The organism is Variovorax sp. GW458-11-26-14-LB1 (assembly GCF_059423965.1).
On the sequence record NZ_JBWKYW010000003.1, the window covers coordinates 205,945 to 230,129 of the forward strand.

The following is a 24,185-nucleotide window of genomic DNA, read 5'->3' on the forward strand; positions in this document are numbered from 1 at the left end:
ACAAGCCTTAGATTATAGCGTGATTTTTGGGGCTTCCAAAACAACGCGGCGCCGGCGCAACGAATTCGTGGCAACGACGCCGCGATGACGAAGACGAAGCACCCCACTCATGTCGTCACATCGCGATGCTCACGCCCAGGCGCAGCGTGCGCGGCGCGCCGGGGAACAGGTAGACGTGGCTGAACTGGTAGGGCGATTCCTTCCAGTAGCGGCGATCGAACAGGTTGTCGACGGCCAGCGTCCAGCTCGTGGCCATGCCGGCCAGCTTGGTGTCGTAGCGCAGCACCGCATCCAGGCGCGTCCACGACGGCAGACGGATCGACCCGTCGGGCAGCACGTTGCGGCGACCTTCGTACGACAGCTGTCCCGCGAGTTCGAGGCCCGGCACCGACGCGAAGCGGTACGCGGCCTGCGCGCGCAGCACCTGCTTGGGCACGTTGGTGGGCGCCTGTCCGTTGAGTTCGGGTGCGGCCGTGCTGCCGCGCCGCTTGGCGTCGATCAGCGCCAGGCTGCCGCCCAGGCGCCACGGGCCGCCGGTCCATTGCGCGCCGGCCTCGAGGCCGCGATGCACCGCGCGGCCGTCGTTGCGCACCGTGCAGAACTCGCCGCACAGGTCGAGGTTGGTCATCGGGCGCGAGATGTCGAACCACGCGACCTGCCAGTTGAACGCCGCGTCGCCGCCCTTCAGGCCGAGTTCCCACTGGCGCGACTGCAGCGCGGGCAGGGCCTCGCCCGCGTTCGCGTACTGCGAACTCTTGTTCGGCACGACCTGCGATTCGACGCCCTTGCCCCAGCTCGCATAGGCGAGCAGTCCGGGCTGGATCGTGTAGCTGGCCGCGATCCACGGCGTGGTGATGCTGTCGCTGTAGCCGGTGGGGCGCGAGCCGTCGGTGCGGATGCTGTCGCGCGACAGCCGCGTATGCCGCGCGCCGATCCAGGTCGTAAAGCGGTCGTTCCAGCGGATCGCGTCCTGCACCGACAGCTCGGTCGAGCGCTCGTTGCGGTTGGTGTTGGCGTCGGTCAGGCGCGGGTCGGCCGGCGTCATCGCGGTGGCCCAGATGTTGCCGGTGCCGACGTAGTTGTAGGCCTGGTCCTGGAAGCGGTTGCGCACGCGGCTTTGCAGCAGGCCGAAGCCCAGCTCGTGGCGCACGCTGCCCGTCATCACGTTGCCCTTGAGGTTCAGGCTGCCCGCGGTCTGCGTGCGGCGCTCGTTCTCGCTGCGGAAGTCGTACACGTCGAAGGTGCCGTCGGAGCAGTAGCGGTCGTAGTTGCCTTCGGCGCCGCAACCGAAGGCGTAGGCCAGCCGGTCGTCGGTCTTCAGGCGCTGCTGGCCGATCTGCGCGCTCCAGCGCCAGTCGGCATTCAGTGCCTGGCTGAAGCGCACCGTGCCGGTCAACGCCTTGAACACCGAGGGCTGCGACCACGGCTGGTTGTTGAGGTTGATGCGCGGATCGACCGGCCGGGGCAGCGTGTTGCCCAGCAGGCTGTAGCCGTTCTGGCTCGGCTGCTGCTTGTGGCTTTGCTCCACCTCGAACTCGAGCACCGAATCGCGCGTGATGCGCCAGTCGGCCGCGAGCGAGAAGAGGCGGCGGCTGCCGTCGAGGTTGTGCGTGAGCGGTTTGAGCTTTTCGCCGGCCACGTTGAGCCGGTAGCCGAACTGGCGGTTCTCGCCGAAGCGCCCGCCGACGTCGAGCGCGCTCAGCACGCTGCCGCGGCTCGTGGTTTCGAGGCGGATGGTGCGCAGGTCTTGCTCCGTCGGGCGCTTGACGACGTAGTTGACGAGCCCGCCCGGCGCGCTGGTGCCGGCCTGGATGCCGCTGGTGCCGCGCAGGATCTCGATGCGCTCCTTGTTATCGAGCGGGATCGCCGTCTCGGCGCTGATCGGCAGGCCTTCGCGCCGGTAGTTGAAGCGGTTGTCGAGCACGAAGCCGCGCACCGTGAGGTAGTCCCAGTAGCCGGCCGAGTTGTAGGCGTCGGTGACCGAGGCGTCGAACTGCGTCAGGTCGGCGAGGCGGCGTGCGCCGCTGCTGCGCAGCTGCTGGCTGTCGATCACGGTGGCCGACAGCGGCAGCTCGCGCAGCGGCACGTCGCCGAAGCCGCTGATGTCGGCCTGCGGCGCGGCGGCGCCGTCGTTCACGGTGACTTCGGGCAAGGCTTGCGATTGCGCATGCGCGCCGCAAGCACCGAAAGTGAGAAGGGCGGCGGCAAGCGCGCACGAGAGCGGGGAGGGCGAGAAAAGTCGAGCGTTCATTCTGTGCGTTCAAGGGAACCGGGGGCGGCGTGCATCGCCGTCATCCATTGCGCGGCCGTGGCCTCGGGGTCGTCGGCGGCGACCAGCGCGCGCACCACGGCGACCGAGCCGACGCCGGTGGCTAGCACCTCGGGCAACCGCACGGCATCGACGCCGCCGATGCCCACCTGCGGGTAGCCGCGCAGCAGCCGCGCATAGGCCGCGAGCCTCGCCACGCCCTGCGGCGCGGTCGCCATCTTCTTGAGCGTGGTCGGGTAGATGGCGCCCATCGCGATGTAGCTCGGGCTCACCGCGTCGGCGCGCACCATCTCGGCGTAGCCATGGGTGCTCACGCCGAGCCGCAGGCCGGAAGCGCGCAGTTGTTGAAGCTCATCGGGCGACAGCGCGTCGAGGTCTTCCTGTCCGAGGTGGATGCCGTAGGCGCCGGCCGCGATGGCGACCTGCCAGTGGTCGTTGATGAACAGCAGCGCATCGGTGCCGCGCACCGCGTCGACGGCGGCCTGCACTTCGCGCGCGACGGCCTCGGCGTCGTCCGACTTGAAGCGCAGCTGCACCGTCGGCACGCCGGCGCGCGCCATGCGGCCGACCCATGCCGCGTCGGGCAGCACGGCGTAGAGGCCGAGCCGTTCGGGGCAGGGCGGAAAGGCGTCGGCGCGCACGGTCGGCGGAAACGGGCCCATGCCGAAATCGACCGGCGCATCGGGCCATGCCGACGCGTCGAACTGGCTGAGCCGTTCGGTCTGCGCGCGCCACGCATGGGCGAGGAATTCGGCGTCGATCTCGATGAAGCCGAGCGCGGTGCAGGCCTGTTTGGCGCCCCGATAGATGGCGTCGTCTGAGCTGAAGCGCGGCGCGCTCACGGCCGTGGCCGTGGCGGCACCGAAGCGCAGGCCGTGGGCCGCGACGATGGCTTGCGCCACGGCGCGGGCGTTGGGGGTGTCGATGGGGTTCATGGTGCGTGGTGCCAGAAGGGCGTGCCGAGCACGGGCGTGCTGGGCTGCGCGGCATCCTGCGCGGCCATCGCGCCGGCGCGGTAGGCGGCGCGGCCGGCCTGCACCGCGTCGGCGAACGCGCCGGCCATGGCGACCGGCTCCTGTGCGAGCGCGACGGCGGTGTTGAGCAGCACGCCGTCGTAGCCCCACTCCATCACCTGGCACGCATGCGAGGGCAGGCCGAGGCCTGCGTCGACCAGCATCGGCACCTGCAGCCGCTCGCGCAGCAGGCGCAGCGCATACGGGTTGACCGGCCCGCGCCCGGTGCCGATGGGCGCGGCCCAGGGCATCACGGCCTGGCAGCCGACATCGACGAGGCGCTGGCACAGCACGAGGTCTTCGGTGCAGTACGGCAGCACATGGAAGCCGTCGCGGATCAGCTGCGACGCCGCATCGACGAGGTTCAGCGTGTCGGGCTGCAGCGTGTAGTCGTCGCCGATGAGCTCGAGCTTGATCCACGGCGTGTCGAACAGCTCGCGCGCCATCTGCGCGGTGGCGATCACCTCCTGCACGCTGTGGCAGCCGGCGGTGTTGGGCAGCACCGGCACGGCCAGCTTGCGCAGCAGCTCCCAGAAGCCGTTGCCGAGGTCGCTGTTGCCGGAGCCCTGGCTGGCGGTCTGGCGGCGCAGCGAGGCGGTCAGCATCGCGGGCTTCGCGCGCTGCACAGCCGCTTCGAGCACGTCGGGCGACGGGTAGCGCGCGGTGCCCAGCAGCAGGCGGCTGTGGAAGGTCTGGCCGTAGAGGACCAGGGGGTCGGGATTGGTCATGGTTGTTGTCTCCATCGTCTTGTCTCTGGTGCGTTCGGTCAGCCGCCGGTCACCGGGCGGATCACCTCGACGCGGTCGTCGGCGTGCAGCGGGTGCGTGGCATAGGCCGAGCGCGGCACGAACTCGCGGTTCACCGCCACCGCGAAAGGCGGTACCGCCTGCAGCACGGCCAGCGCGTCGGCGAGCAGCGCGCCCTCGGGCAGCGTGCAGGGCTTGTCGTTGATCAGGATGTTCATCGGGCTTGTCGTTGTTCTCGTCATGCGTCGGGCACGTCCATGCCGAAGCCACGCGCGAGCGTGGAGCGGCCATGCGCCAGCAGCTCCATCGCGGCGTCGAGCAGGGCGGGCGCGATCATGAAACCGTGGCGGTACAGGCCGTTGATCTGCAGCACGCGCGGCTGCGGCTGGCGAATGGCGGGAAGGTTGTCGGGCAGCGTGGGCCGGCATTGCGTCGCGATCTCGACGATGCGCGCTTCGGCAAAACCGCTGTGCACCGCGTAGGCCGCGCTCAGCAGTTCGAGCGTGGAGCGCACGCTGGCGGGCGACAGGTCGTCCGACTCGATCTCGGTCGCGCCGATCACGAACAGGTGGTCGGGCTTGGGCGCGATGTACAGCGGATAGCGCGGATGCACGAGGCGCGTGGGGCGCTGCAGCGTGACCTCGGGCGCATGCACGCGGACCACCTCGCCGCGCACACCGCGCAGCGCGTTCCATTGCGGCTTGGCGCCCAGGCCGCGGCAGTCGATCACCCAGTCGGGCTGGCCCGCTGTGCCGGGCGAAAAGTCGGAGGGCGCACGCGGCGACTGCCAGTGCAGCGTCACGCGCGCATCGGCTTCGAGCGTGGCGCGCAGCGACGCCAGCAGCGCACGGTTGTCGAGCTGGCCTTCGCCCGGCAGGTACAGGCCGCGGGCGAAGCGCGTGCCCAGCGAGGGCTCCAGCGCGGCGATGGCGGCGGGGGTGTCGAGCGCCTGCATCGGTGCCAGCTCGGGCACCTGCGCACCGGTGCGCGCCAGCACGCCCGCGAGCCGCGTGGCTTCGGCGGCGTCCTGGCGGTGCCACAGCACCAGCGTGCCTTCGCGCTGGAAGAACACGGGCTGCGCCAGCGGCGCCAGCAGCTCGGGCCAGCGCGACAGCGCGTGCTGGCCCATGCGCACGACCGACACCGGCGCCACGGCCGATTCGGCCAGCGGCGCGAGCATGGCCGCGGCCACGCGCGCGGCCGCGCCTTCGGCCTCGGGGCTGCCGGCTTCGTACAGGTCGACGCGGCAGCCGGCGCGCGCCAGCTCGACCGCGAGCAGGCGACCCATCAGGCCCGCGCCGAGGATCGCCGCCGAGCCGAAAGGCAGGGGATGCGGTGTGCTCATGCGGCGCCTCCGTCGGCTCGCCGATAATTTTCGACATGACCCAAGCACCCACCCAGCGCTACGCACGCGTGCTCTCCATCGCCGGCTCCGACAGCGGCGGCGGCGCCGGCATCCAGGCCGACCTCAAGACCTTCGCGGCCCTCGGCTGCTACGGCATGACGGCCATCACCGCGCTCACCGCGCAGAACACGGTGGGCGTCTCGGGCATCCACGGCGTGCCGCCCGATTTCCTGAAGGCGCAGATCCAGGCCGTGGTGGAAGACATCGGCGTTGACGCCGTCAAGCTCGGCATGCTGCACGCGCCCGAGGTGGTGGAGGTGGTGGCCTGGGCCATCGACCGCTACCAGCTGAAGAACGTGGTGCTCGACCCCGTGATGATCGCCACCAGCGGCGACCGCCTGATCGCGGCCGAGACCGTGCAGGTGCTGGTGCGTGAGCTGTTCCCGCGCGCCGTGGTGGTCACGCCCAACCTCGACGAAGCCGCCTTGCTGGTCGGCCATGCCATCGGCGGCATCGACGCGCTCGACGGCGCGGCCGATGAACTGCTCGCGCTCGGCGCGAAGGCCGTGCTGCTCAAGGGCGGCCACCTGCCGGGCGACGAGGTGGTTGACGTGCTGCTGGAGCGCAGCGGCGCGCGCAAGCGGCTCGCGTCGCAACGCATCGCCAGCCGCAACCTGCACGGCACCGGCTGCACGCTCTCGTCGGCCATCGCCGCGCACCTGGCACTGGGCCTGGCGCTGCCCGACGCGGTCGAGCGCGCACGCGCGTACATCCTCGGCGCGATGCGCGCCGGTGCGGATGTGTTGGTCGGCGCGGGCCACGGTCCGCTCAACCACGGCTTTGCGCCAGTGCCGACCCACCGCGTGCCGCTGTCGGGCGGCTGAGCCAGGCCAGCACGAAGGTCGCCGCCAGCGTCGGCAACGCCGAGCCGAACTGCGGCGCCCATTTGGCGAGCGCGTGGTAGGCCGCGATGCCCGCGAGCCAGATCAGCGCCGCGCCCCAGTCGATGGTGCGCGTGCCGCTGGCCGACACGGCGTGGCCGCTGCCGAGCCGCCCGAGGATCACGCCGTACAGCGGCACGAACACCGAGCTCAGCAGCAGCAGGAAAGGTTCGAGCGTGTGCATCGGCAGCACCAGCGCCAGGCCGATGCACAGCACCGCCAGCAGCAGGCCCCAGCGCTTCACGCTCCAGCGGGGCAGCAGGCTGTGCGTGGAGACCGAGCCCGAGTACACGTCGCCATAGGCGTTGTCGAGTTCGTCGATGAGGATCAGCCCCAGCGCCACCAGGCCGCCCTGCGCCAGCAGCAGCGCCATGACGAGGCTGGTGCCCGGCTCGGCCACGCTCACCACCATCACGCCCAGCGCATAGCACCAGATGTTGGCGAGCGCGTAGCCGATCCAGGTGCCGCTGAACGCGCTGCCCAGGCCGCCCGCGGCGCTGCGCTTGCCGTGGCGCGCGTAGTCGGCCACCAGCGGCAGCCACGACACCGGCATCGCAATCACCAGGTCGAGCGCGCTGAACATGCCCATGCTGCCGTTGCCCGGCCGCGCCCAGAAGGCGTCCAGGCCCTTGGCGTGAAGCTGCGTGGCGAACTGCCAGCTGAGCCACAGCAGCGACAGCACCACCAGCGGCAGGCCGAAGCGGCTCACGAAGCGGCGCACCAGCTTCACCATCGAGCCGGCCAGCAGCGCCAGCAGCACCGCGCCCCACAGCAGCGTCGTCAGCACGCCGCCCCAGGCCGTGCCCAGCGCGGCGCCGAAGGCCTGCTGCCCGATCGCCTGTGTGCCCTCGCGCATGATCACGAGTTCGAAGGTGGTCCAGCCCACCAGCTGCACGATGTTGAGCAGCACCGGCAGCCGCGCGAAGGCGCTGCCGTAGGTGGCGTGCATCAGGCCGGCGCTGGCCAGCCCGGTTTCGCAGCCCAGCCGCGCGGTCCAGGCCAGCAGCCCGGCGCCGAGCAGCGAGCCCAGCACGATGGCCAGCGCCGCGTCGCGTGTGCCCACGGCCGGCACCAGGTAGGCGCCGATCTGCATCACCAGCAGCCCGACGCCGAGGCTGAACCACAGCGAGGCGTGGTCGTGCCAGCCGAAGACGCGCCGGGAGGCGGGCAGGGGCGTGAGCGCTTCGTTGCCGGACGAAGCGGAACTGTCGTTGTCGTTGTGTGCCATCCGTTTGCTCCAGTGCAAAAGGTTTGGCAGGTGGGCGAGGCTCCAGTGGCGCGGCCGTCACGCGAGACAACGCGACAGGCCACCGGACCAGCTTCCCTGCGCGAGGATTACCTCAGTCAGGTTCAAAGGGACTTTCTCAGCCACACCGGTCGAAACCGGTGCAGCACCCCTAGCGAAATGTCATTTTAGGCGCGTGTGTCGCAGACGCACCGAAAAGTTCCTGCGCACGGAAGAATCCGGCCACAGCGGGCCTTGCACCCGCCGCACCGATGGCGTGCCGGGGCCGAGGGCCTATTCCTCGTGCTTTCCCGCGCCCTCGGCGGAAAAATTCTCGACCACCGATTCGAGCCACCGGCCGACGATTGCCATCTCTTCGTCGCTGAAGCCCTGGGTCAGCCGTGCGTTCAACGCGCCGAGCCCGGCCTTTGCACGCTGTCCGGCAAGCCGTCCTTCCTCGGTCTGGTACAGGCGGAATGCGCGCCCGTCGTTCGGGTCTTGCGCGCGGGTCAGGTAGCCGGCTTTTTCGAGCCGGGCGGCAAGGCCGGACATGGCCGGTGCACCGATGTTCAGTGCCTGCGCGACTTCTCCCGTCAGGGCGCCATCGTTGGTCGACAGGAAAAACATCGTGCCGGCCTGGGCTGCCGACAGCGCGGGTAGGGCGTCGCCGCGGGTTTCTTTCCAGCGCTGCACCGCCCGCTGAGCGACGTTCAGAAGAAACACCAGCCTGTATTTTTTTTGAGCTTTCATCGGATTCCTGTGGCCTGGGCGAAGGCGCTGCAGGTTACATCTTATCCGTATTTATTTCGCACGCGAAGCATATACTTCGTATGCGAATTAAATGCCATCCCTCTCGCACGGTGCGAGAGGGCAACCAGGAGAACCTATGACCGAATACGTGACCGTCGAATCCACCCAGGGTGTCCTGACCCTCACGCTGGCCAGGCCGGAGAAGATGAATGCACTGACCAATGCGATGTATGGCCGTCTGGCCGATGCCATCGCAGGTGCCGAGAGCGACCCGTCCGTCCGGGCCATCGTGATGCGAGGCGAAGGTGGCATGTTCACCTCGGGCAACGACCTGGGCGAATTTGCTGCCGTGGCTGCCGGGAAGGCCGGCAACGAAGAGCGCCATGTCGCCCGCTTCCTGCGTGCGTTGGCGAGTTCAACGCGACCGGTGATTGCGGCGGTCAACGGACGCGCAGTCGGCGTGGGGACCACCTTGCTGTTGCACTGCGACTTCGTCGTGCTGGCTGAGGATGCGCTGCTGTCCACGCCGTTCGTCAACCTGGCGCTGGTTCCCGAAGCGGCGTCGAGCCTGCTGCTGCCTGCCCGCATCGGCCACGTTCGTGCCTACGAGATGTTTGCGCTGGGCCTGCCGGTGTCCGCTGCGCAGGCCTTGGCCTGGGGCATCGCGAACCGGGTCGTTCCTGTGTCGGACCTGCACGGCGAGGCGCAGAAGGTTGCCGAGCTGCTCGCCAGCCGTGCCGCGGGCTCGTTGAAGCTGACGAAGGGCCTGATGAAGCAGGGCGCGGCCGTTGCAGCCCAGATGGACCTCGAAGGCGCGCAGTTCGTGGAGCGCCTCCAGAGTCCCGAAGCGCGCGAAGCCTTCACGGCGTTCGCTGAGAAGCGGGCCCCTGACTTCTCAAAGACTGCGGCGTAGCGGCAAGCGGGCCGGTCATCGTCCAGATGTCGGCCGACCCGTGATGCGCCGGTCCGCGGGCCCCCGGCCCGGGTGAGAATCTCCGCCACGAGGGCGCCTTCGAATGCCCTGGAGGCTCCCCGCACATGACAGACGACCGCAAGCACCCGGAACCACCGGCCTCATCGCCCGCACCCCACGCGCGGCTGCGGCGCTTCCGGGTCGACGTCGGCACCATCATCTGCGCGGTCGCGCTGCTGCAGTCGTTGCTGCTGGTGGCCTTCGGCTATTGGGGGGCGGAGAAGCTGGTGTCGAAGGTGGGCGAGTCGGCGCACAAGGTCAACCACGACCGGGTCGAGGACAACATCCTCGCCTTCCTGGCCAAGACCGAGGGCCTGGTGCGCGCCATCGCCCACACGCCCGACCTGCATCCGGCGGGCCACGACGGCGAGCAGACCGCCGAGCTGCTCTGGGCCGCGCTGGAACAGACACCCGAAATCGACAGCATCGGCGTGGGCAGCGACGACGGCCATTTCTTGATGGCCATGCGCCACCCCGCGCCGGTGGTGCGGCAGGTGCTGCGCGAGAAAGACTTCACCACCGAGACCTGGGAGTACAAGTCGCCGCCCGACAGCGACGAAGACGAAGACCCGCGGCGGCGCTACGAGACGACGCGCATCGAGGCCTTCCGCAGCGAGGACGACCCGGTGCACGAGGACTGGTTCACGCAGGCCGAGAAGGCGCAGCGCGCCGTGTGGACCGCGCCCTTCGTGCTGCCCTCGATGAAGGAGCTGGGCGTGAGCCACGCGCGGCCGAGCCGGCGGCAGGACGAGGAGGGCGTCACGCAGACGATCGTGGCGGTCGCCAGCGTGTCGCTGGGGCATCTCTCCAACCTCGTGCGCCTGTTCGGCGGCACGGGCCACGGCCACAGCGCGTTGTTGAGTGCCGACCACCACGTGATCGCGCGCAGCGACCACCCGCATTCCGTGCGCGTGCTCGAAGACCCGGACGAGGGCGTGCTCGGTGCGCTGCACACCCACATGCTGGCCAACGGCAGCCGCGGCTGGACCGAGGACATGGCCTTTGCGCTCGTGCACGAGGGCATGCACTACCAGGTGCAGACCTCGCGCATTCCGGCCACCGACTGGCATCTGGTCAGCTGGGAGCCCGAAGAGGCACTGCTGGGTGCGCTGCATCGCAACGTGCTGTGGTCGCTGCTGCTGGTGCTGGCGTTCCTGGCGATCGCGCTCTTCATTTCGCTGCGCCTGTCGAAGCTGGTGACCGCGCCGATCGAAAGCCTCTCGCGCACGGCGCGGCGCATCGGGCGGCTGGAGCTCGACGACCTGCCGCGCGAGTCGAGCCGCGTGCTCGAGATCCAGCACCTGAACCAGGCGCTGGACGAATCCGCGCGCAGCCTGCAGGCCTTTCGCAAGTTCGTGCCGGTGGACGTGATCCGCCAGCTCATCGCCGAAGGGCATGCACTCGAACCCAACGGGTCGCCGCGCCGCGTCACCGCGATGTTCACCGACGTGGAAGGATTCACGGCCATCGCGGAATCGATGCCGGCCGATGTGCTGATGCGGCAGCTGACCGACTACTTCAACCTCGCGACCCGCGTGTTCGCGCGCCACGGCGGCGTGATCGACAAGTTCATGGGCGACGGCATCATGGTGCTGTGGGGCGCGCCCACCGACCTGCCCGACGCGGAGTACCGCGCCTGCGTGGCGTCGCTCGAACTGCACGCCGAGATGACCGAGCTCAACCGCCGCTGGCAGGCCGAGGGCCTGCAGCCCTTTCGCACGCGCATCGGCATGCACACCGGCATCGTGATCGCCGGGGTGCTCGGCTCGAGCGACCGGCTGTCGTACACGGCGCTCGGCGACGTGATCAATGCGGCCAGCCGCATCGAGGGCACCAACAAGCAACTGGGCACGCGCACGCTGATGTCCGAGGCGACCCTCGAAGGGCTGGGCGGGCGCCTGGCCACGCGGCGCATCGAGGAGCAGATCGAGCTGCGAGGGCGGCAGACGCGGATGGTGCTCTACGAGCTGCTAGAGGTCGAGCACCAGCCTCGGTGAGCGGGCCCGCGAACAGCAGGGCAGGAAGCAGTCGTTGGCCGCCTGCTCGGCGGGTGTCAGATAGAGGTCGTGGTGCGCGACCTCGCCTGCGAGCACACGCGTGAGACAGGTGCCGCAGACGCCTTGCGCGCACGAGACCGGAATCTCGATGCCCTCGGCGGCGAGCGCGTCCAGTACCGTCATCGTCGCGGGGATACGGACGACGCGGCGCGAGCGGTGCAGTTCGACCTCGAAGCTGCCTTGTCCATCGGCCGGCGGTGCGGCGGCCGAGAACGACTCGAAGTGCACCTGCGCGTCCGCCCAGTGCAGGGCGCGCGCGGTCATGCGCACGGCCTCGAGAAAGCCCGAGGGGCCACAGACATAGACGTGTCGGCCCGGCGCCGGACGGCCGAGGGTGGCGGCGAGGTCGATGTGCTGAGCGGGCGGGCCGTCGTCGTGGTGGAAGAACACCTTGTCTGCGAACGCGCTGTCTTCGAGCCGCCGCCGGTAGGGCGCGCGCGCCGCCGAGCGGCTGCAGCAATGCAGCGCGAAGTCGGCCCCCAGCGTGGCCAGCCGCTGCGCCATCGACAGCAGCGGCGTCACGCCGATGCCGCCAGCCAGCAGCAGGCTGTGCGTTGCGCTTTCGTCGAGCGCGAAGAGGTTGCGCGGCGGGCCGATCTGCAACACTGAGCCTTCATGGACGGTGTCGTGCATCGCCCGCGAGCCGCCGCGCGAGGCGGCGTCGCGCAGTACGCCAATTTCGTAGTGCCCCTCGTCGTCAGGGGCGGATGCGTTGCACAGCGAATACTGGCGCACGAGCCCGCCGGGCAGTGCGACGTCGATGTGCGCGCCCGGCGTGAAGGCCGGCAAGCGCTCGCCATCGACGGGTACCAGCCTGAAGCCGGCCACGCCTTCGGCCTCGACCGTCTTGCGTGCCACCCGCACCGCGATGCCTGCGCCGCTCGACACGCCATTCATTCCTTGGGCACGAGGAAGTTGCCGGCCTCGAACTGCACGGGCGGGGCCGCGGGGTCGAAGCTCACGCCGGCCGGGTCGCGGCCTTCGCGCAGCGCGTCGAGCTGGCGTTGCAGCAGCCGGCGCAGCATCACGATGCCGCGGTCGGACGAGGCCAGGTGCTCTTCCGAATGCGCCGTGATGGCGCCCTGGCTCACCTGCGCCTCGTAGTCGCCGGGGAAGGCGCGGTGCTCGGCCTCGCTCAGCTCTTCCCACAGCTTGCCGTTCAGGCGCGAGCGCACGCGGGCGAGATCGCCCGGGGTTTTCACTCGGCCCACGGTGTAGATGCGAAAGCTGTGGTCGTCGATCGGCAGCACCCAGCCGATCGACTCGACGCGCCCGTAAGCCGCCACGCGCGGGTTGGGCACCACGCGCAGCGTCGGCAGCACGGGGCCGGCCACGCGGCGGAAGGTGCTGCCGTCTTCGAGCGTGCGGATCGAGGTGATCGTCACGCCGGTCTCGGTGCTCTCGAAGCTCACGTCGGGCATCTGCCCCATGAGCGCCACGAACTGCGTGCCGCTGAAGCTGCCGTGCAGCACGGGCACGTGGAAGGGGTCGGCCACGTTCTCGTAGTGCTGCAGCCAGTTGCACGGAATGACCTGCGGCCCGCCGCCGCCGATGCTGTTGCCGTCGGCTTCCAGGGTCTCGCCGTCGTCCATGGTTTCGAGGCAGTCGTAGCGCGGCAGCACGGGCTTCTTGTCGGCCGGGCCGAGGTAGGCCCAGACCAGGCCGTATTGCTCCTGCACCGGGTACCAGGGCTGGCGCACGCGGCCGCGGCTGCGCGCACCGCCGTCGGGTTCGCAGGGCTGCTCGACGCAGTGGCCCTGCACGTCGAACATCCAGCCGTGGTAGCAGCAGCGGATGCCTTCTTCTTCCACGCGCCCGTAGTAGAGCGAGGCCCCGCGGTGCGCGCAGCGCCAGTGCACAAGGCCCGCGCGACCTTTCTTGTCGCGGAACAGGATGAGGTCTTCGCCCAGCACGCGCACCTGGCGCGGCGTGTCGGTGGCGTCGGCGGCCAGGCCGATGGGGTGCCAGTAGCGGCGCAGCAGCTCGCCCATGGGCGTGCCCGCGCCGACCTCGGTCAGCTCGGGTTTGTGGCTCGGCGCCTTGCGGCCGTAGGCGGTACCGGTGTCGAAGGCGATGGGTTGCCACTCGGAGATGGCAGAGGACGGGACGACGGCGCTCATTCGGGGGTGACTCCTGCGGCCTTGATCAGGTCCGCCACGCGGGGAAAGTCGGCCTTGTAGCCGGCACGGAATTCGGCGGGCGTGCTGCCCAGCGGCTCGAAGCCGTAGCCGGCCAGCCGCTCCTGGATGTCGGGCAGCTTCGTGATCTCGCGCAGCGCGAGCGACCATTCGTCGAGCACGGGCTGCGGCGTGCGCGCGGGCGCATACACGCCGATCCAGCTGTCGAGGTCGAAGCCTGCGAAGCCCTGCTCGGTGAAGGTCGGCACGTTGGGCATCGAGCGCACGCGCTGGCGGCCCGTGATGCCCAGCACCTTGATGCGCCCGGCCTGTGCGAGGCCGCGTGCGGTCGCGGGGTTGGCCCAGGCCACGCCCAGCGCTTCGCCGAACATGTCGTTGTGCGCGGCGGCCTCGGCCTTGTAGGGCACGTGCACGAGGTCGATGTGGTTCTGGCGCGCCAGCAGTTCGCCGAACAGGTGCGCGTTGGAGCCGTTGCCCCAGGTGCCGTACGAAACGCCGGGATGCGCCTTGGCGTAGGCCACGAATTCGCGCACGGTGGAGAAGGGCGCCGAGGCACGGGCGATCAGCATCGGGCCGCCCGTGGCCAGCTGCGACAGCGGCTCGAAGTCTTTCACCGGGTCGTAGGGCAGCTTGGGCTGCAGCACCACGTTGTTGATGTGCGTGAGCGGCAGCGTGAGCAGCACGGTGTAGCCGTCGGGCGCGGCCTTGGCGACGGCGTCGGCCGCGATGGTGCCGCTGGCGCCGGGACGGGCCTCGACGATCACCGGCTGGTTCCAGCGCGCCTTGAGCTTCTCGGCATAGACGCGGGCGATGGCGTCCATCGGTCCGCCGGGCGAGCCGAAGGGCACGATGCGCACCACGCGGTTGGGAAAGGGCGCGGGTTGCGCGAAGGCGGGGCCGGCGGCGAGGGCCGCGATGCCGGCACCGAGCACACCGAGTGCATGGCGGCGCGCGGTGCACTTCTTGTCCGCCGCATGTGCTTCGGGCGGCGAGGGTCTGAACCGATTCATCGTGTCTCCAGTCGTGTTGTACTTGTGCGCTGGACGATACGGACAGCCTGCCCCGCGGGCAATTCGAAGCTTTGAATATGAGATATGGCCCAACGTGATATCCGCAGCCTCGACGTCGGCATGCTGCGGACCTTCGATGCCCTGATGCGCGAACGCAGCGTGTCGCGTGCGGCGACCCGGCTCTTCCTGAGCCAGCCGGCGGTGAGCGCTTCGCTCAACCGGCTGCGCGACACCTTCGGCGATCCGCTGTTCACGCGCACGGCCCACGGCGTGGAGCCCACCGCGCGCGCCCATGCGCTGGCCGGTCAGGTCGAGCGCGTGCTGGCCGACCTGTCGGCGATGCTGGAGCCCGGCGAGGGCTTCGAGCCGGCGGCGTCGCAGCGCATCTTTCGCATCTCGGGCAGCGACTACGCCAGCCACCTGCTGTTGCCCACGCTCGCCAACGAACTCGCGGCCTGCGGCTCGCGCATCCGCCTGCACTGGGAGACCAGCTCCTTCCTCACGCTCACCGAGCGCCTGCGCAAGGGCGACTTCGACGTGGCCGTGCTGCCGCGCCTGCAGCCGCCGAGCGATTGCGAATCGGCGCTGCTGTACGAGGACCGCTACGTGGTCGCGGTGCGCCGCGGCCATCCGACGCTGGGCGAGGCCGCCACGCTCGATGCCTTCTGCGAAGCACCGCACGTGTTCCTGGGCTACGGCAGCTCGGCGCTGGACGACCTCATCGATCAGGTGCTGGCGCGGCAAGGGCGCACGCGCAGCATGCGCGTGGCGATGACCAGCTTCGGCCAGATCGTCGACCTGCTGGCGCAGACCGACCATGTGGCCGTGCTGCCGCTGCGCGTGGCCGAGCGCTTTCGCGATCGCCTCGCGGTGCACCCGCTGCCCTTCGAGCTGCCGGGCTACCGCTCGGTCGTCTGCTGGAACCGGCGCTCGAATTCCGACGCGGGCGTGCTGTGGCTGAAAGACGCGCTGCTGCGCATCGCGCTCACTGCGCCGGCTTGAGCCTGCGCGCGAAAGCCTCCAACCCGTCGATCGTGATCTGGATGTGCCGCTCGAAGCTGCTGTCGAGCGGCACGGTGGTGCCGTTGTCCCAGCGCAGGATGAAGGCCTTGTTGGCCAGCTGCGGCAGGTGGCGCGAAAGCACGGGATGGTCGAGCGGGCGGATCGTGTGGACGCGCTCGCGCAGCTCTTCGGCCCAGGCCTGCGTGTTGTCGGCAGGCAGGGGCGAAAACTCCATTGTCAGGAAGCCCAGCATCGCGGCGATCACGCAGTTGTAGGCCTCGCGCAGTGGCTCGCCGTCGAAGCCGGCCTCGGTCAGCGCCGCCAGCATGCCTTCGACCAGCTCGGTCGGCAGGCTGCCGTTGGACACCAGCTGCGCCCCGAGCAGCTGCGCCACGTTGGGGTGCTGCCGCACCGCGGCGCGGCAGCGGTGGAACAACTCAGTGATCCAGTCCTGCCAGGCGAGCGTGCCCTTGGGCGGCGTGACCTGCGCCATGACCGTGGCGGCGACTTCGGCCAGCAGGGCCTCGCGCGTGCTGACATGCCAGTGCACCGTGGCCGGGTACACGCCGAGCTGCGCCGCGATCTCGCGCATGCTGAAGGCGCCGAGGCCGAAGGCGTCGATGTGTGCCAGCGCGGCTTCGGCGATGCGCTGCTTCGACAGTGCCGCACCGCCGGCAGGGCGGCCGGCCGTCCGGGGGCGAGGCTCGGGGGCTTTTTTCTTCATGGATGCGGCCATTGTGCAGCGGGTGAATTGATTGTATAAATATTATTAATTGAACACTGATCAATTAAACGGGCCGGGCGCTCCCGGTACGTTCCATTCCCAAAGGATGTCTCCCATGACGACCGCCATCGATCAGGCCCTGGCCCAGGCCCATCAACGCTTCACCGACGGCAACCCGGAAAGCCTGCGCCGCTTCGAGGCACAGACGCGCTACATGCCCGGCGCCAACAGCCGCTCGGTGCTGTTCTATGCGCCGTTCCCGCTGACCATCGCCAAGGGCGAAGGCGCGACCCTCTGGGACGCGGACGGCCACCGCTACACCGACTTCATCGCCGAGTACACGGCCGGTGTCTACGGCCACTCGGCGCCCGAGATCCGCGAGGCGGTCATCGCGGCGATGCAGGGCGGCATCAACCTCACGGGCCACAACCTGCTCGAAGGCCGGCTCGCGCAGACGATCTGCGAGCGCTTTCCGCAGGTCGAGCAGCTGCGCTTCACCAACTCGGGCACCGAGGCGAACCTGATGGCGCTCACGGCCGCGCTGCGCTTCACGGGGCGGCGCAAGATCGTGGTGTTCTCGGGCGGTTATCACGGCGGCGTGCTCGGCTTCGGCGACCAGCCGTCGCCGACCACCGTGCCCTTCGATTTCCTCGTGCTGCCCTACAACGACGCGGACACGGCGCGCGCGCAGATCGACGCGCACGGCGCGGACATCGCCGCCATCCTGGTCGAGCCGATGCAGGGCGCGAGCGGCTGCATTCCTGGGCGGCGCGATTTCCTGCAGGCGTTGCGCGACGGGGCCACGCGGGTCGGTGCTCTGTTGATCTTCGACGAGGTGATGACTTCGCGGCTCGGGCCGCATGGGCTGGCGAACGGGCTGGGCATTCGAGCCGACCTGACGACGCTGGGCAAGTACATCGGCGGCGGCATGTCCTTCGGCGCCTTCGGTGGGCGGGTAGACGTGATGGCGCAGTTCGACCCGCGCACCGGCGCGCTTGCGCACTCGGGCACCTTCAACAACAACGTGATGACGATGGCGGCCGGCTATGCGGGTCTCACGCAGCTGTTCACGCCCGAGGCGGCGGGGGGGCTGGCCGAGCGCGGCGAGGCGATGCGGTCACGGCTCAACGCGCTGTGCGAGCGTGAAGGCGTCGCGATGCAGTTCACCGGTGTGGGCTCGCTCATGAATGCGCATTTCCTGCGGGGCGAGGTGCGGCGCGTGGCCGATCTGGCGGCGGTGGATGGGCGCTTGCGGCAGTTGCTGTTCTTCCACCTGCTGAGTGAGGGGATCTACACCTCGCCGCGTGGATTCGTCGTGCTCTCGCTGCCGTTGTCGGCGCAGGATATCGACCGCTACGTTGCCGCCGTGGGCAGCTTCATCGAGGCCTACCGGCCGCTGCTGCTCAGCGCGGGGTAGCGCCCGTCACGCCCAGCAGCTCATGCAGGCGCGTGCTGGTGGTCGTGTACTGCAGCGGGATCGCCTTGCCGGGGAACACCCGCGCGGCCGCGCCCCAGGCGGCCAGCGTGGCCTCGTGGAAGCCGCAGACGATGAGCTTCTTCTTGCCCGGGTAGGTGTTGATGTCGCCCACCGCGAACACGCCGGGCTCGCGGGTTTCGTACTTCTCGGTGTCGACGGGCACCTGCTTGCGCTCCAGCTCGAGGCCCCAGTCGGCGATGGGGCCCAGGCGCGGCGAAATGCCCAGGCAGGCGACCAGCGCATCGAGCGGAAGCTCGACCGTGGTGGCGTCGGGCGTGGTGATCTGCAGTTGCTTGCCGTCGAAGGCGCTCGGCTGACCGACCCGGAAGGCCAGCTTGCCGTTGGCCACGAGGGCGCGCATGGCGGCCACGTTCGCCTCGTCGGCCTGGAAGCCGTCGCGCCGGTGGACCAGCGTCACCTGCTTGGCCAGGGCCGTGAGGGCGATGGCGGTTTCCAGCGCGATGTCGTCGCCGCCGTTGACCACGACCGTCTGGCCGGCGAAGCGGTCGAGCGAATCGGGGTGATAGAACAGCGTCGAGCCTTCGAATTGGGCGATGCCGTCGACCGCGATGCGCTTGGGCACGAAGGCGCCGACGCCGGCCGCGATGAACACGGTCTTCGCAAGGAAGGCGGTGCCGGCCGAGGTGGTCAGCAGCAGGCGGTCGTCGCCCTGGCGGGCCAGGGTAGAAACCTGCTCGCCGAAGTGGAATTGCGGCTTGAACGGCGCCACCTGCTGCAACAGCGACTGCGCCAGATCGCGCCCGCTCGTGACAGGGGTGCCGGGAATGTCGTAAATCGGCTTGTGGCCGTACAGCGCCACGCACTGGCCGCCCGCGGCGGGCAGCGCGTCGACGATGTGGCAGGAAATCTCGAGCAGGCCCAACTGGAAGGCCTGGAACAGGCCGACTGGACCGGCGCCGATGATCAGCGCGTCGGTCTCGACCGGTGCGGGCGCCTGGCTCAGCGCACGAGCTCCGAGATCTTGCCGGTCTTGTCCTTCCACTCTTCAGCTTCGGGCAGGGCGGGCTTGCGCTTGGTGATGCTCTTCCAGCCATCGGCCAGGGCCAGCTCGGCGTTCAGCTTGATGAAGGCGATCTGGTCGGCCGGCAGGTCTTCCTCGGCGTAGATCGCATTGACCGGGCATTCGGGGATGCAGACGGCGCAGTCGATGCATTCATCCGGGTCGATCACCAGCATGTTGGGACCTTCGCGGAAACAGTCGACGGGGCAAACGTCCACGCAGTCGGTGTATTTGCAACGGATGCAGGCTTCGGAGACGACGTGGGTCATTTGTCTTTTAGCGTCAGGAGAAGGGGCTGGAAAACCCTAGATTTTAGGCCTTTGCGGCGGGCGGCTGCACGAGCACGGCGGCGGAGGTGCGATGAGAGGCCGTATCGACCAGCACCAGCGACCCCAGCGCACGCGATTGGGCGAAGGGCAGGACGGCCAGCGGCTGCTGCAGCGCGAGCACCACATCGCCGATGGAATTGGCCTCCAGCTGGGTCGCCGGCTCGGATTCGAGGGTCGTGATGTTCACGCGATCGACGATGCGCGCCACCTTGGCCTTGACCCAGCGGTGGCCCTGCAGTGCCCAGTACACGCGGCCCGCAACCAGCGGCTCGTCGTCGAGCCAGGCGACGGTGGCGGTGATCTCGCGCACGGGCTCGAAGGCCTCGGGCGCCAGCAGCCAGTCGCCGCGCGACACGTCGAGCTCGCGGTCGAGCACGATGCCGGCGCTGTGGCCCGCATGCACGCTCTTCGGCTGGCGCGTGTGGCTCAGCACCTGGGCGACGGTGGCGGTCTGGTTGCTGGGCAGCACCGTGACGCGCTGGCCGGGCTCCACATGGCCCGAGGCGACGCGGCCCCAGAACACGCGGCGGCCCTGCGAGGTGTCGGCCGAGGCCGAGAACTTCTCGACCCACTGCACCGGGAAGGCGAAGGGCACGGCTTCGTCCTGCGCGGTCACGGGCAGGTCTTCGAGCAGCTCGAGCAGGCTCGGGCCTTCGTAGCCGACCCAGTCGGCATGGCGCGTGGCCACGTTCCAGCCCTTGAGGGCCGAGATCGGCACGATGGCCGCGACCTTCACGCCGGCCGCTTCGGCAAAGGCGTTCAGCGCGGTCGAGATGCGTTCGAAGGCGAGCGCGGCGTCGTCGATGGCGTCGAGCTTGTTGACCGCGAACACGATCGACTGCACGCGCAGCAGGTGGGCCAGCAGCGTGTGGCGGCGCGTCTGCGGCAGCAGCTCGCGCTTGACCACGGTGCCGTCTTCGACCTCGGCGGCCCAGGCCAGCTTGGTGGCATCGACCAGCACCACGGCCGCGTCGGCGGCCGAGACGGCCGTGACCATGTTGCGCGTGTACTGCTCGTGGCCCGGCGCGTCGCCGATGATGAACTTGCGCTTGGCGGTCGAGAAGTAGCGGTAGGCCACGTCGATCGTGATGCCTTGCTCGCGCTCGGCCGAGAGGCCGTCGGTCAGCAGGGCCAGGTCGGTCTCGCCGCCGCGCTGCACGCCGGCCAGCTGGTCCTGCAGCACGGTCTTGCTGTCGACCAGCAGGCGGCCGATGAGCGTGCTCTTGCCGTCATCGACCGAGCCGCAGGTGATGAAGCGCAGGGCGGTGCCGGTGTCGCCGTGGACGTCGGTCGTGGCGGGGGTTGCGATCGTTGCGCTCATCAGAAGTAACCGTCTTTCTTGCGTTTTTCCATCGAAGCTTCGGACGTCATGTCGTCCATGCGCGTGGCGCCGCGCTCGCTGACGTCGACCGACAGCGTCTCCAGCACCACATCGCCCGCGCCTGCGGCCAGGCTCTCGACCGGGCAGGTGGTCGTGATGTCGCCCACGGTGCGAAAGCGCACGTCGCGCACCTGCACGGTCTCGCCGTCGCGCGGCGGCGTGAGTTCGGTCACCGGCACCAGCAGGCCGCGGCGCTCGACCACTTCGCGCTTGTGCGTGTAGTAGATCGACGGCAGGCCGACGTTCTCGCGCTCGATGTATTGCCACACGTCGAGCTCGGTCCAGTTCGAGATCGGGAACACGCGGAAGTGCTCGCCAGGAGCCAGGCGCGTGTTGAACAGCGTCCACAGCTCGGGGCGCTGGTCCTTGGGCTGCCACTGGCCGAAGCTGTCGCGGTGCGAAAAGATGCGTTCCTTGGCGCGGGCCTTTTCCTCGTCGCGGCGGGCGCCGCCGATCAGCGCGTCGAAGCGGAATTCTTCAATCGCTTCGAGCAGCGTCACCGACTGGTGCGCGTTGCGCGATTCGCCGGGGTGCGCCAGGCGCACGGTGCCGCGCTTCATCGAGTCTTCGACGCTGCGTACGATGAGTTCGGCGCCCAGCTCCTTTGCGCGCTGGTCGCGGTAGGCCGTCACTTCGGGGAAGTTGTGGCCGGTGTCGATCATCAGCAGCGGGTAGGGAATGCGGCCGACGCCGAAGGCTTTTTCAGCGCACTTGAGCAGCACCAGCGAGTCCTTGCCGCCCGAGAACAGCAGGGTGGGGCGCTCGAAGGCGGCAGCCACTTCGCGCAGGATGAAAATGGTTTCTTCTTCCAGCGCGTCGAGGTGCGTGTTGGACAGGTTCGCGGGTGAATGCATGGGCGGCTGCAGCAGGTCGGCTTCGGTACGGGCGTTCATCGGATGGGTCCTGGAGGCGGAGAGCGATCGTTCAGTGCGACAGGTGCAAGCCGCATTCGCGGTTGTCCTCGCCCTTGGTCGGGTCCACGTAGTCGAAGTTGTTGGGCAGGCCGTTGGCTTCGCAGTATTCGTACAGGTCCTTGGACGACCAGTGCAGCAGCGGCGCGACCTTGATCAGGCCGTCCGGGTTCACGCTGACCGGGTCCATCTGCGCGCGCACGGCCGTGTCGGTGGCCCGCAGCGCGGTGAACCACACCTTGGGCGCGGTTTCGCGCAGGGCTCGGGCAAAGGGCTCCAGCTTCACTTCTTCGGTGAAGGCGGCGTGGCGCGGATCGTCTAGCGCCGGCGTGGCGCCTTCGACCGCTTCGCGGTGGGCGCGCGAGCGGCGCGGCAGGTAGATGTGCAGGTCCAGGCCCAGGAGCTTCGTCACCTCGTCGGCAAAACGGTAGGTGGCCTCGGTGTTGTAGCCGTTGTCCATCCAGACCACCGGCACGTCTCGCTTGGCGCGCGTGACCATGTGCAGGATCACGGCTTCGAACGGTCGGAAGTTGGTGGTGATGATCGCGGGCTGGCCCAGGCCGACGGCCCAGTCCACCAGGCCCTCGGCGTTGCGGCCGAGTTCGGTGTTGATGCGTGCGAAGTCGATGTCGGTGGCGATGCTCATGGGACTCTCTTGTCTGCTCAGGCGCCGGCCACGAAGTGCGGCGCGGTCTTCACCGCATCGCCCTGGTAGAACGTGGCGAAGCGGTCGAACTGGCGCTGTGCGTCGGAGGCGTCCACGCCTTCCTTGAGCACGGCGCTGGAGAAACCGGTGCGTTCCATCTGCACCAGCTGGTCGATCAGCACGTCGCCCGTGGCGCGGATGTCGCCCGTGAAGCCGAGGCGGCGGCGCAGCAGGAAGGCCTGGCTGTAGGCGCGGCCATCGGTGAACTTCGGAAAGTTCAGGTCGATGCGTTCGATGTCGGCCAGGCACACCTCGATGGCGAGCGGGTCGGCGTCGTTGGCCAGTTGCAGGACCTTCGGGTCGCCGTCGTCGATGTGTTCTTCGGCCGAAAGGATGTTCAGAGTCTTCTTCATGCTGCTTCCTCCACCTTGAATCGCGCACCGTTGGCCGCGGCCTTGAACGGGTCGGGGCCCACGCGGCGCAGGGTGTCGATGAAGGTTTCGCCGTTTTCACGGGTGTCGCGGTATGTGGTGAGCACGGCCTCGATCACGCCCGGCACTTCGGCCGCCGAGAACGAGGGGCCGACCACCTTGCCGGCCTGCGGCGCGCCGCTGAGCGCGGAGCCGTCGGAGCCGCCGAGGGTGACCTGGTACCACTCCTTGCCGTCCTTGTCGACGCCCAGGATGCCGATGTGGCCGCTGTGGTGGTGGCCGCACGAGTTGATGCAGCCGCTGATGTGCAGGTCGATCTCGCCCAGGTCGTCGAGCTCGTCGAGGTCCTGGTAGCGCTCGGTGATGGCTTCGGCGATGGGAATGGAGCGGGCGTTGGCCAGCGCGCAGAAGTCGCCGCCGGGGCAGGCGATCATGTCGGTCAGCAGCTGCACGTTGGCGCTGGCGAAACCGGCGGCGCGGGCGGCGAGCCACAGCGCGTGCAGGTCTTCGGCGTGCACCCAGGGCAGCACCACGTTCTGGTCGTGCGTCACGCGGGCTTCACCGGCCGAGAAGCGGTCGGCCAGCTCGGCGATGGTGTCGAGCTGGTCGCCCGAGGCGTCGCCGGGCGCCTGCTTCAGGCGCTTGAACGACAGCGTCACGGCGCGCAGTGCGGGGTTCTTGTGGGCATCGACGTTGCGGGCGAGCCAGCGCGCGAACATGACGTCGTCGGCGGCGTGGGCGCGCAGCTCGGCGTCGGTCTTCTCGGCGCTTTGCAGCACACGGGTGGCCAGCGTCGGCGGCACGAAGGAGGCGGCCACGCGGTCGTACTCTTCCTGCGTGATGGTGTGCGGTGCGCCGTCGTGCTCGAGGATCTGCTTGTACTCGGCCTCGACGTCGTCGATATAGCGCTGGCCTTCGGCCTTCACCAGGATCTTGATGCGCGCCTTGTAGATGTTGTCGCGGCGGCCGTAGCGGTTGTAGACCCGGATCACCGCTTCGAGGTAATTCATGATCTGCTGCCAGGGCAGGAACTCGCGCAGCACGGTGCCGATGATGGGGGTGCGGCCCATGCCGCCGCCCACCTGCACGCGGAAACCGATGTCGCCCGCGTCGTTTTTCACCACGTGCAGGCCCACGTCGTGCCAGCCGGTGGCGGCGCGGTCTTCGGTGGCGCCGGTGATGGCGATCTTGAACTTGCGCGGCAGGAAGGCGAACTCGGGGTGCAGCGTGCTCCACTGGCGCATGATTTCCGCGAAGGGGCGCGGATCGGCGATCTCGTCGACGGCGATGCCGGCACGCTCATCGCTCGTGATGTTGCGGATGCAGTTGCCGCTGGTCTGGATGCCGTGCATGTCGACCGAAGCCAGCAGGTCCATCACGTCGGCCGACTTGGCCAGCGGAATCCAGTTGTACTGGACGTTCTGGCGCGTCGTGAAGTGGGCGTAATGGGTGGGCAGCTTGTGGCTGCCGAGCAGGCCCTGGGTCTCGATGGCCTTGCGGTAGACCTCGGCCTCGGGCTCGTCGTATTCGCGGGCGATGCGGGCCAGCACGCGCAGCTGCTTGCTCGACAGCTCGCCGTACGGCACGGCCACGCGCAGCATCGGCGCGTAGCGCTGCACGTACCAGCCGTTTTGCAGGCGCAGGGGGCGGAACTCGTCCTCGTGCAGGCGGCCCTTTTGCCAGCGCTCGAGCTGGTCTCGGAACTGGGCAGCGCGTTGGTGAACGAACTGGCGGTCGAATTCTGTGTATTGGTACATCGTGCGTATGTGTCTTGAAGAAGTGCGGTGCCGCACGTA

23 protein-coding genes and 1 riboswitch are annotated in these 24,185 nt (G+C 69.2%); of the genes, 5 read left to right on the plus strand and 18 right to left on the minus strand.

What is annotated here, in order from left to right:
• Positions 1–115 precede the first annotated feature (115 nt).
• The 5 genes from AC07YS_RS03780 to AC07YS_RS03800 are packed head-to-tail and all read right to left on the minus strand — an operon-like array spanning position 116 to position 5,373.
• Positions 116–2,251, minus strand: a complete 2,136-nt coding sequence (locus AC07YS_RS03780; RefSeq protein WP_495267515.1) for a TonB-dependent siderophore receptor — start codon at positions 2,249–2,251, stop codon at positions 116–118.
• Complete coding sequence (gene thiE, locus AC07YS_RS03785; protein ID WP_495267516.1) at positions 2,248–3,204, minus strand: thiamine phosphate synthase; 957 nt, start codon at positions 3,202–3,204, stop codon at positions 2,248–2,250. Before thiE ends, AC07YS_RS03780 begins: the two co-directional genes overlap by 4 nt.
• On the minus strand, positions 3,201–4,010 hold the full coding sequence (locus AC07YS_RS03790) for a thiazole synthase (protein WP_447787643.1): 810 nt from the start codon (positions 4,008–4,010) through the stop codon (positions 3,201–3,203). The genes thiE and AC07YS_RS03790 overlap by 4 nt, the downstream gene beginning before the upstream one ends.
• 38 nt (positions 4,011–4,048) lie before the next feature.
• Positions 4,049–4,246: a sulfur carrier protein ThiS gene (gene thiS, locus AC07YS_RS03795; RefSeq protein ID WP_062472460.1), complete on the minus strand. Its 198-nt coding sequence runs from the start codon at positions 4,244–4,246 to the stop codon at positions 4,049–4,051.
• Between the two features lie 20 nt (positions 4,247–4,266).
• Positions 4,267–5,373, minus strand: coding sequence for an FAD-dependent oxidoreductase (locus tag AC07YS_RS03800; protein WP_495267517.1), 1,107 nt, complete (start codon positions 5,371–5,373; stop codon positions 4,267–4,269).
• Positions 5,374–5,408: 35 nt separating this feature from the next.
• On the opposite strand from AC07YS_RS03800, the gene thiD reads away from it, so the two are divergent.
• Positions 5,409–6,257: a bifunctional hydroxymethylpyrimidine kinase/phosphomethylpyrimidine kinase gene (thiD, locus tag AC07YS_RS03805; protein WP_495264232.1), complete on the plus strand. Its 849-nt coding sequence runs from the start codon at positions 5,409–5,411 to the stop codon at positions 6,255–6,257.
• On the opposite strand, the gene AC07YS_RS03810 is transcribed toward thiD, so the two are convergent.
• Together AC07YS_RS03810 and AC07YS_RS03815 are read right to left on the minus strand one after the other, a co-directional pair.
• The gene (locus AC07YS_RS03810) at positions 6,202–7,542 is read right to left on the minus strand and encodes a purine-cytosine permease family protein (RefSeq protein WP_495267518.1); all 1,341 of its coding nucleotides are present in this window, start codon (positions 7,540–7,542) and stop codon (positions 6,202–6,204) included. The genes thiD and AC07YS_RS03810 overlap by 56 nt on opposite strands.
• 76 nt (positions 7,543–7,618) lie before the next feature.
• Positions 7,619–7,723, minus strand: a riboswitch (TPP riboswitch).
• Positions 7,724–7,833: 110 nt separating this feature from the next.
• Positions 7,834–8,289 (minus strand): MarR family winged helix-turn-helix transcriptional regulator, encoded by a 456-nt coding sequence (locus AC07YS_RS03815; protein ID WP_062472473.1) that lies wholly within the window; start codon positions 8,287–8,289, stop codon positions 7,834–7,836.
• A 136-nt stretch (positions 8,290–8,425) separates the two neighbouring features.
• Here AC07YS_RS03815 and AC07YS_RS03820 point away from each other — a divergent pair, with 136 nt between their 5' ends.
• Positions 8,426–9,202, plus strand: coding sequence for an enoyl-CoA hydratase (locus AC07YS_RS03820; RefSeq protein ID WP_062472475.1), 777 nt, complete (start codon positions 8,426–8,428; stop codon positions 9,200–9,202).
• A gap of 125 nt (positions 9,203–9,327) precedes the next feature.
• Positions 9,328–11,259: an adenylate/guanylate cyclase domain-containing protein gene (locus AC07YS_RS03825; RefSeq protein ID WP_495267519.1), complete on the plus strand. Its 1,932-nt coding sequence runs from the start codon at positions 9,328–9,330 to the stop codon at positions 11,257–11,259.
• Here AC07YS_RS03825 and AC07YS_RS03830 read toward each other — a convergent pair.
• Genes AC07YS_RS03830 through AC07YS_RS03840 form a run of 3 tightly spaced genes read right to left on the minus strand, consistent with a single transcriptional unit; the run spans position 11,233 to position 14,467 of the window.
• The gene (locus AC07YS_RS03830) at positions 11,233–12,207 is read right to left on the minus strand and encodes a PDR/VanB family oxidoreductase (protein WP_495267520.1); all 975 of its coding nucleotides are present in this window, start codon (positions 12,205–12,207) and stop codon (positions 11,233–11,235) included. The two genes, AC07YS_RS03825 and AC07YS_RS03830, sit on opposite strands and share 27 nt — an antisense overlap.
• A 5-nt stretch (positions 12,208–12,212) precedes the next feature.
• A complete protein-coding gene (locus AC07YS_RS03835) occupies positions 12,213–13,439 on the minus strand; it encodes a Rieske 2Fe-2S domain-containing protein (RefSeq protein WP_495267521.1) in 1,227 nt (408 codons plus the stop codon).
• The gene (locus AC07YS_RS03840; protein ID WP_495267522.1) at positions 13,436–14,467 is read right to left on the minus strand and encodes a Bug family tripartite tricarboxylate transporter substrate binding protein; all 1,032 of its coding nucleotides are present in this window, start codon (positions 14,465–14,467) and stop codon (positions 13,436–13,438) included. The genes AC07YS_RS03835 and AC07YS_RS03840 overlap by 4 nt, the downstream gene beginning before the upstream one ends.
• A gap of 84 nt (positions 14,468–14,551) precedes the next feature.
• Between AC07YS_RS03840 and AC07YS_RS03845 the strand changes: the two genes are divergently transcribed.
• Positions 14,552–15,469, plus strand: coding sequence for a LysR family transcriptional regulator (locus AC07YS_RS03845; RefSeq protein ID WP_062472484.1), 918 nt, complete (start codon positions 14,552–14,554; stop codon positions 15,467–15,469).
• Here the strand turns inward: AC07YS_RS03845 and AC07YS_RS03850 are convergent.
• A complete protein-coding gene (locus AC07YS_RS03850; RefSeq protein WP_495267523.1) occupies positions 15,453–16,193 on the minus strand; it encodes a TetR/AcrR family transcriptional regulator in 741 nt (246 codons plus the stop codon). The genes AC07YS_RS03845 and AC07YS_RS03850 overlap by 17 nt on opposite strands.
• A 115-nt stretch (positions 16,194–16,308) precedes the next feature.
• On the opposite strand from AC07YS_RS03850, the gene AC07YS_RS03855 reads away from it, so the two are divergent.
• A complete protein-coding gene (locus tag AC07YS_RS03855; protein WP_495267524.1) occupies positions 16,309–17,610 on the plus strand; it encodes an aspartate aminotransferase family protein in 1,302 nt (433 codons plus the stop codon).
• Here the strand turns inward: AC07YS_RS03855 and AC07YS_RS03860 are convergent.
• From AC07YS_RS03860 to AC07YS_RS03890, 7 genes are read right to left on the minus strand one after another with little or no spacing between them, the layout of a single operon-like run.
• Positions 17,597–18,673, minus strand: coding sequence for an NAD(P)/FAD-dependent oxidoreductase (locus AC07YS_RS03860; RefSeq protein ID WP_495267525.1), 1,077 nt, complete (start codon positions 18,671–18,673; stop codon positions 17,597–17,599). The genes AC07YS_RS03855 and AC07YS_RS03860 overlap by 14 nt on opposite strands.
• Positions 18,631–18,960 carry a ferredoxin FdxA gene (gene fdxA, locus AC07YS_RS03865; RefSeq protein WP_062472491.1) on the minus strand — a complete coding sequence of 110 codons (330 nt, stop codon included), beginning with the start codon at positions 18,958–18,960 and terminating at the stop codon, positions 18,631–18,633. Before fdxA ends, AC07YS_RS03860 begins: the two co-directional genes overlap by 43 nt.
• A gap of 43 nt (positions 18,961–19,003) precedes the next feature.
• The gene (locus tag AC07YS_RS03870; protein WP_495267526.1) at positions 19,004–20,341 is read right to left on the minus strand and encodes a sulfate adenylyltransferase subunit 1; all 1,338 of its coding nucleotides are present in this window, start codon (positions 20,339–20,341) and stop codon (positions 19,004–19,006) included.
• Entirely contained in the window at positions 20,341–21,294 is a 954-nt protein-coding gene (cysD, locus tag AC07YS_RS03875; protein ID WP_062472495.1) for a sulfate adenylyltransferase subunit CysD, read from the minus strand. Before cysD ends, AC07YS_RS03870 begins: the two co-directional genes overlap by 1 nt.
• 31 nt (positions 21,295–21,325) lie before the next feature.
• Positions 21,326–21,958 carry a phosphoadenosine phosphosulfate reductase domain-containing protein gene (locus tag AC07YS_RS03880; RefSeq protein ID WP_139706772.1) on the minus strand — a complete coding sequence of 211 codons (633 nt, stop codon included), beginning with the start codon at positions 21,956–21,958 and terminating at the stop codon, positions 21,326–21,328.
• 17 nt (positions 21,959–21,975) lie between these two features.
• Positions 21,976–22,371 (minus strand): DUF934 domain-containing protein, encoded by a 396-nt coding sequence (locus tag AC07YS_RS03885; protein WP_062472499.1) that lies wholly within the window; start codon positions 22,369–22,371, stop codon positions 21,976–21,978.
• Positions 22,368–24,146, minus strand: a complete 1,779-nt coding sequence (locus AC07YS_RS03890) for a nitrite/sulfite reductase (protein WP_492697007.1) — start codon at positions 24,144–24,146, stop codon at positions 22,368–22,370. Before AC07YS_RS03890 ends, AC07YS_RS03885 begins: the two co-directional genes overlap by 4 nt.
• Positions 24,147–24,185 lie beyond the last annotated feature (39 nt).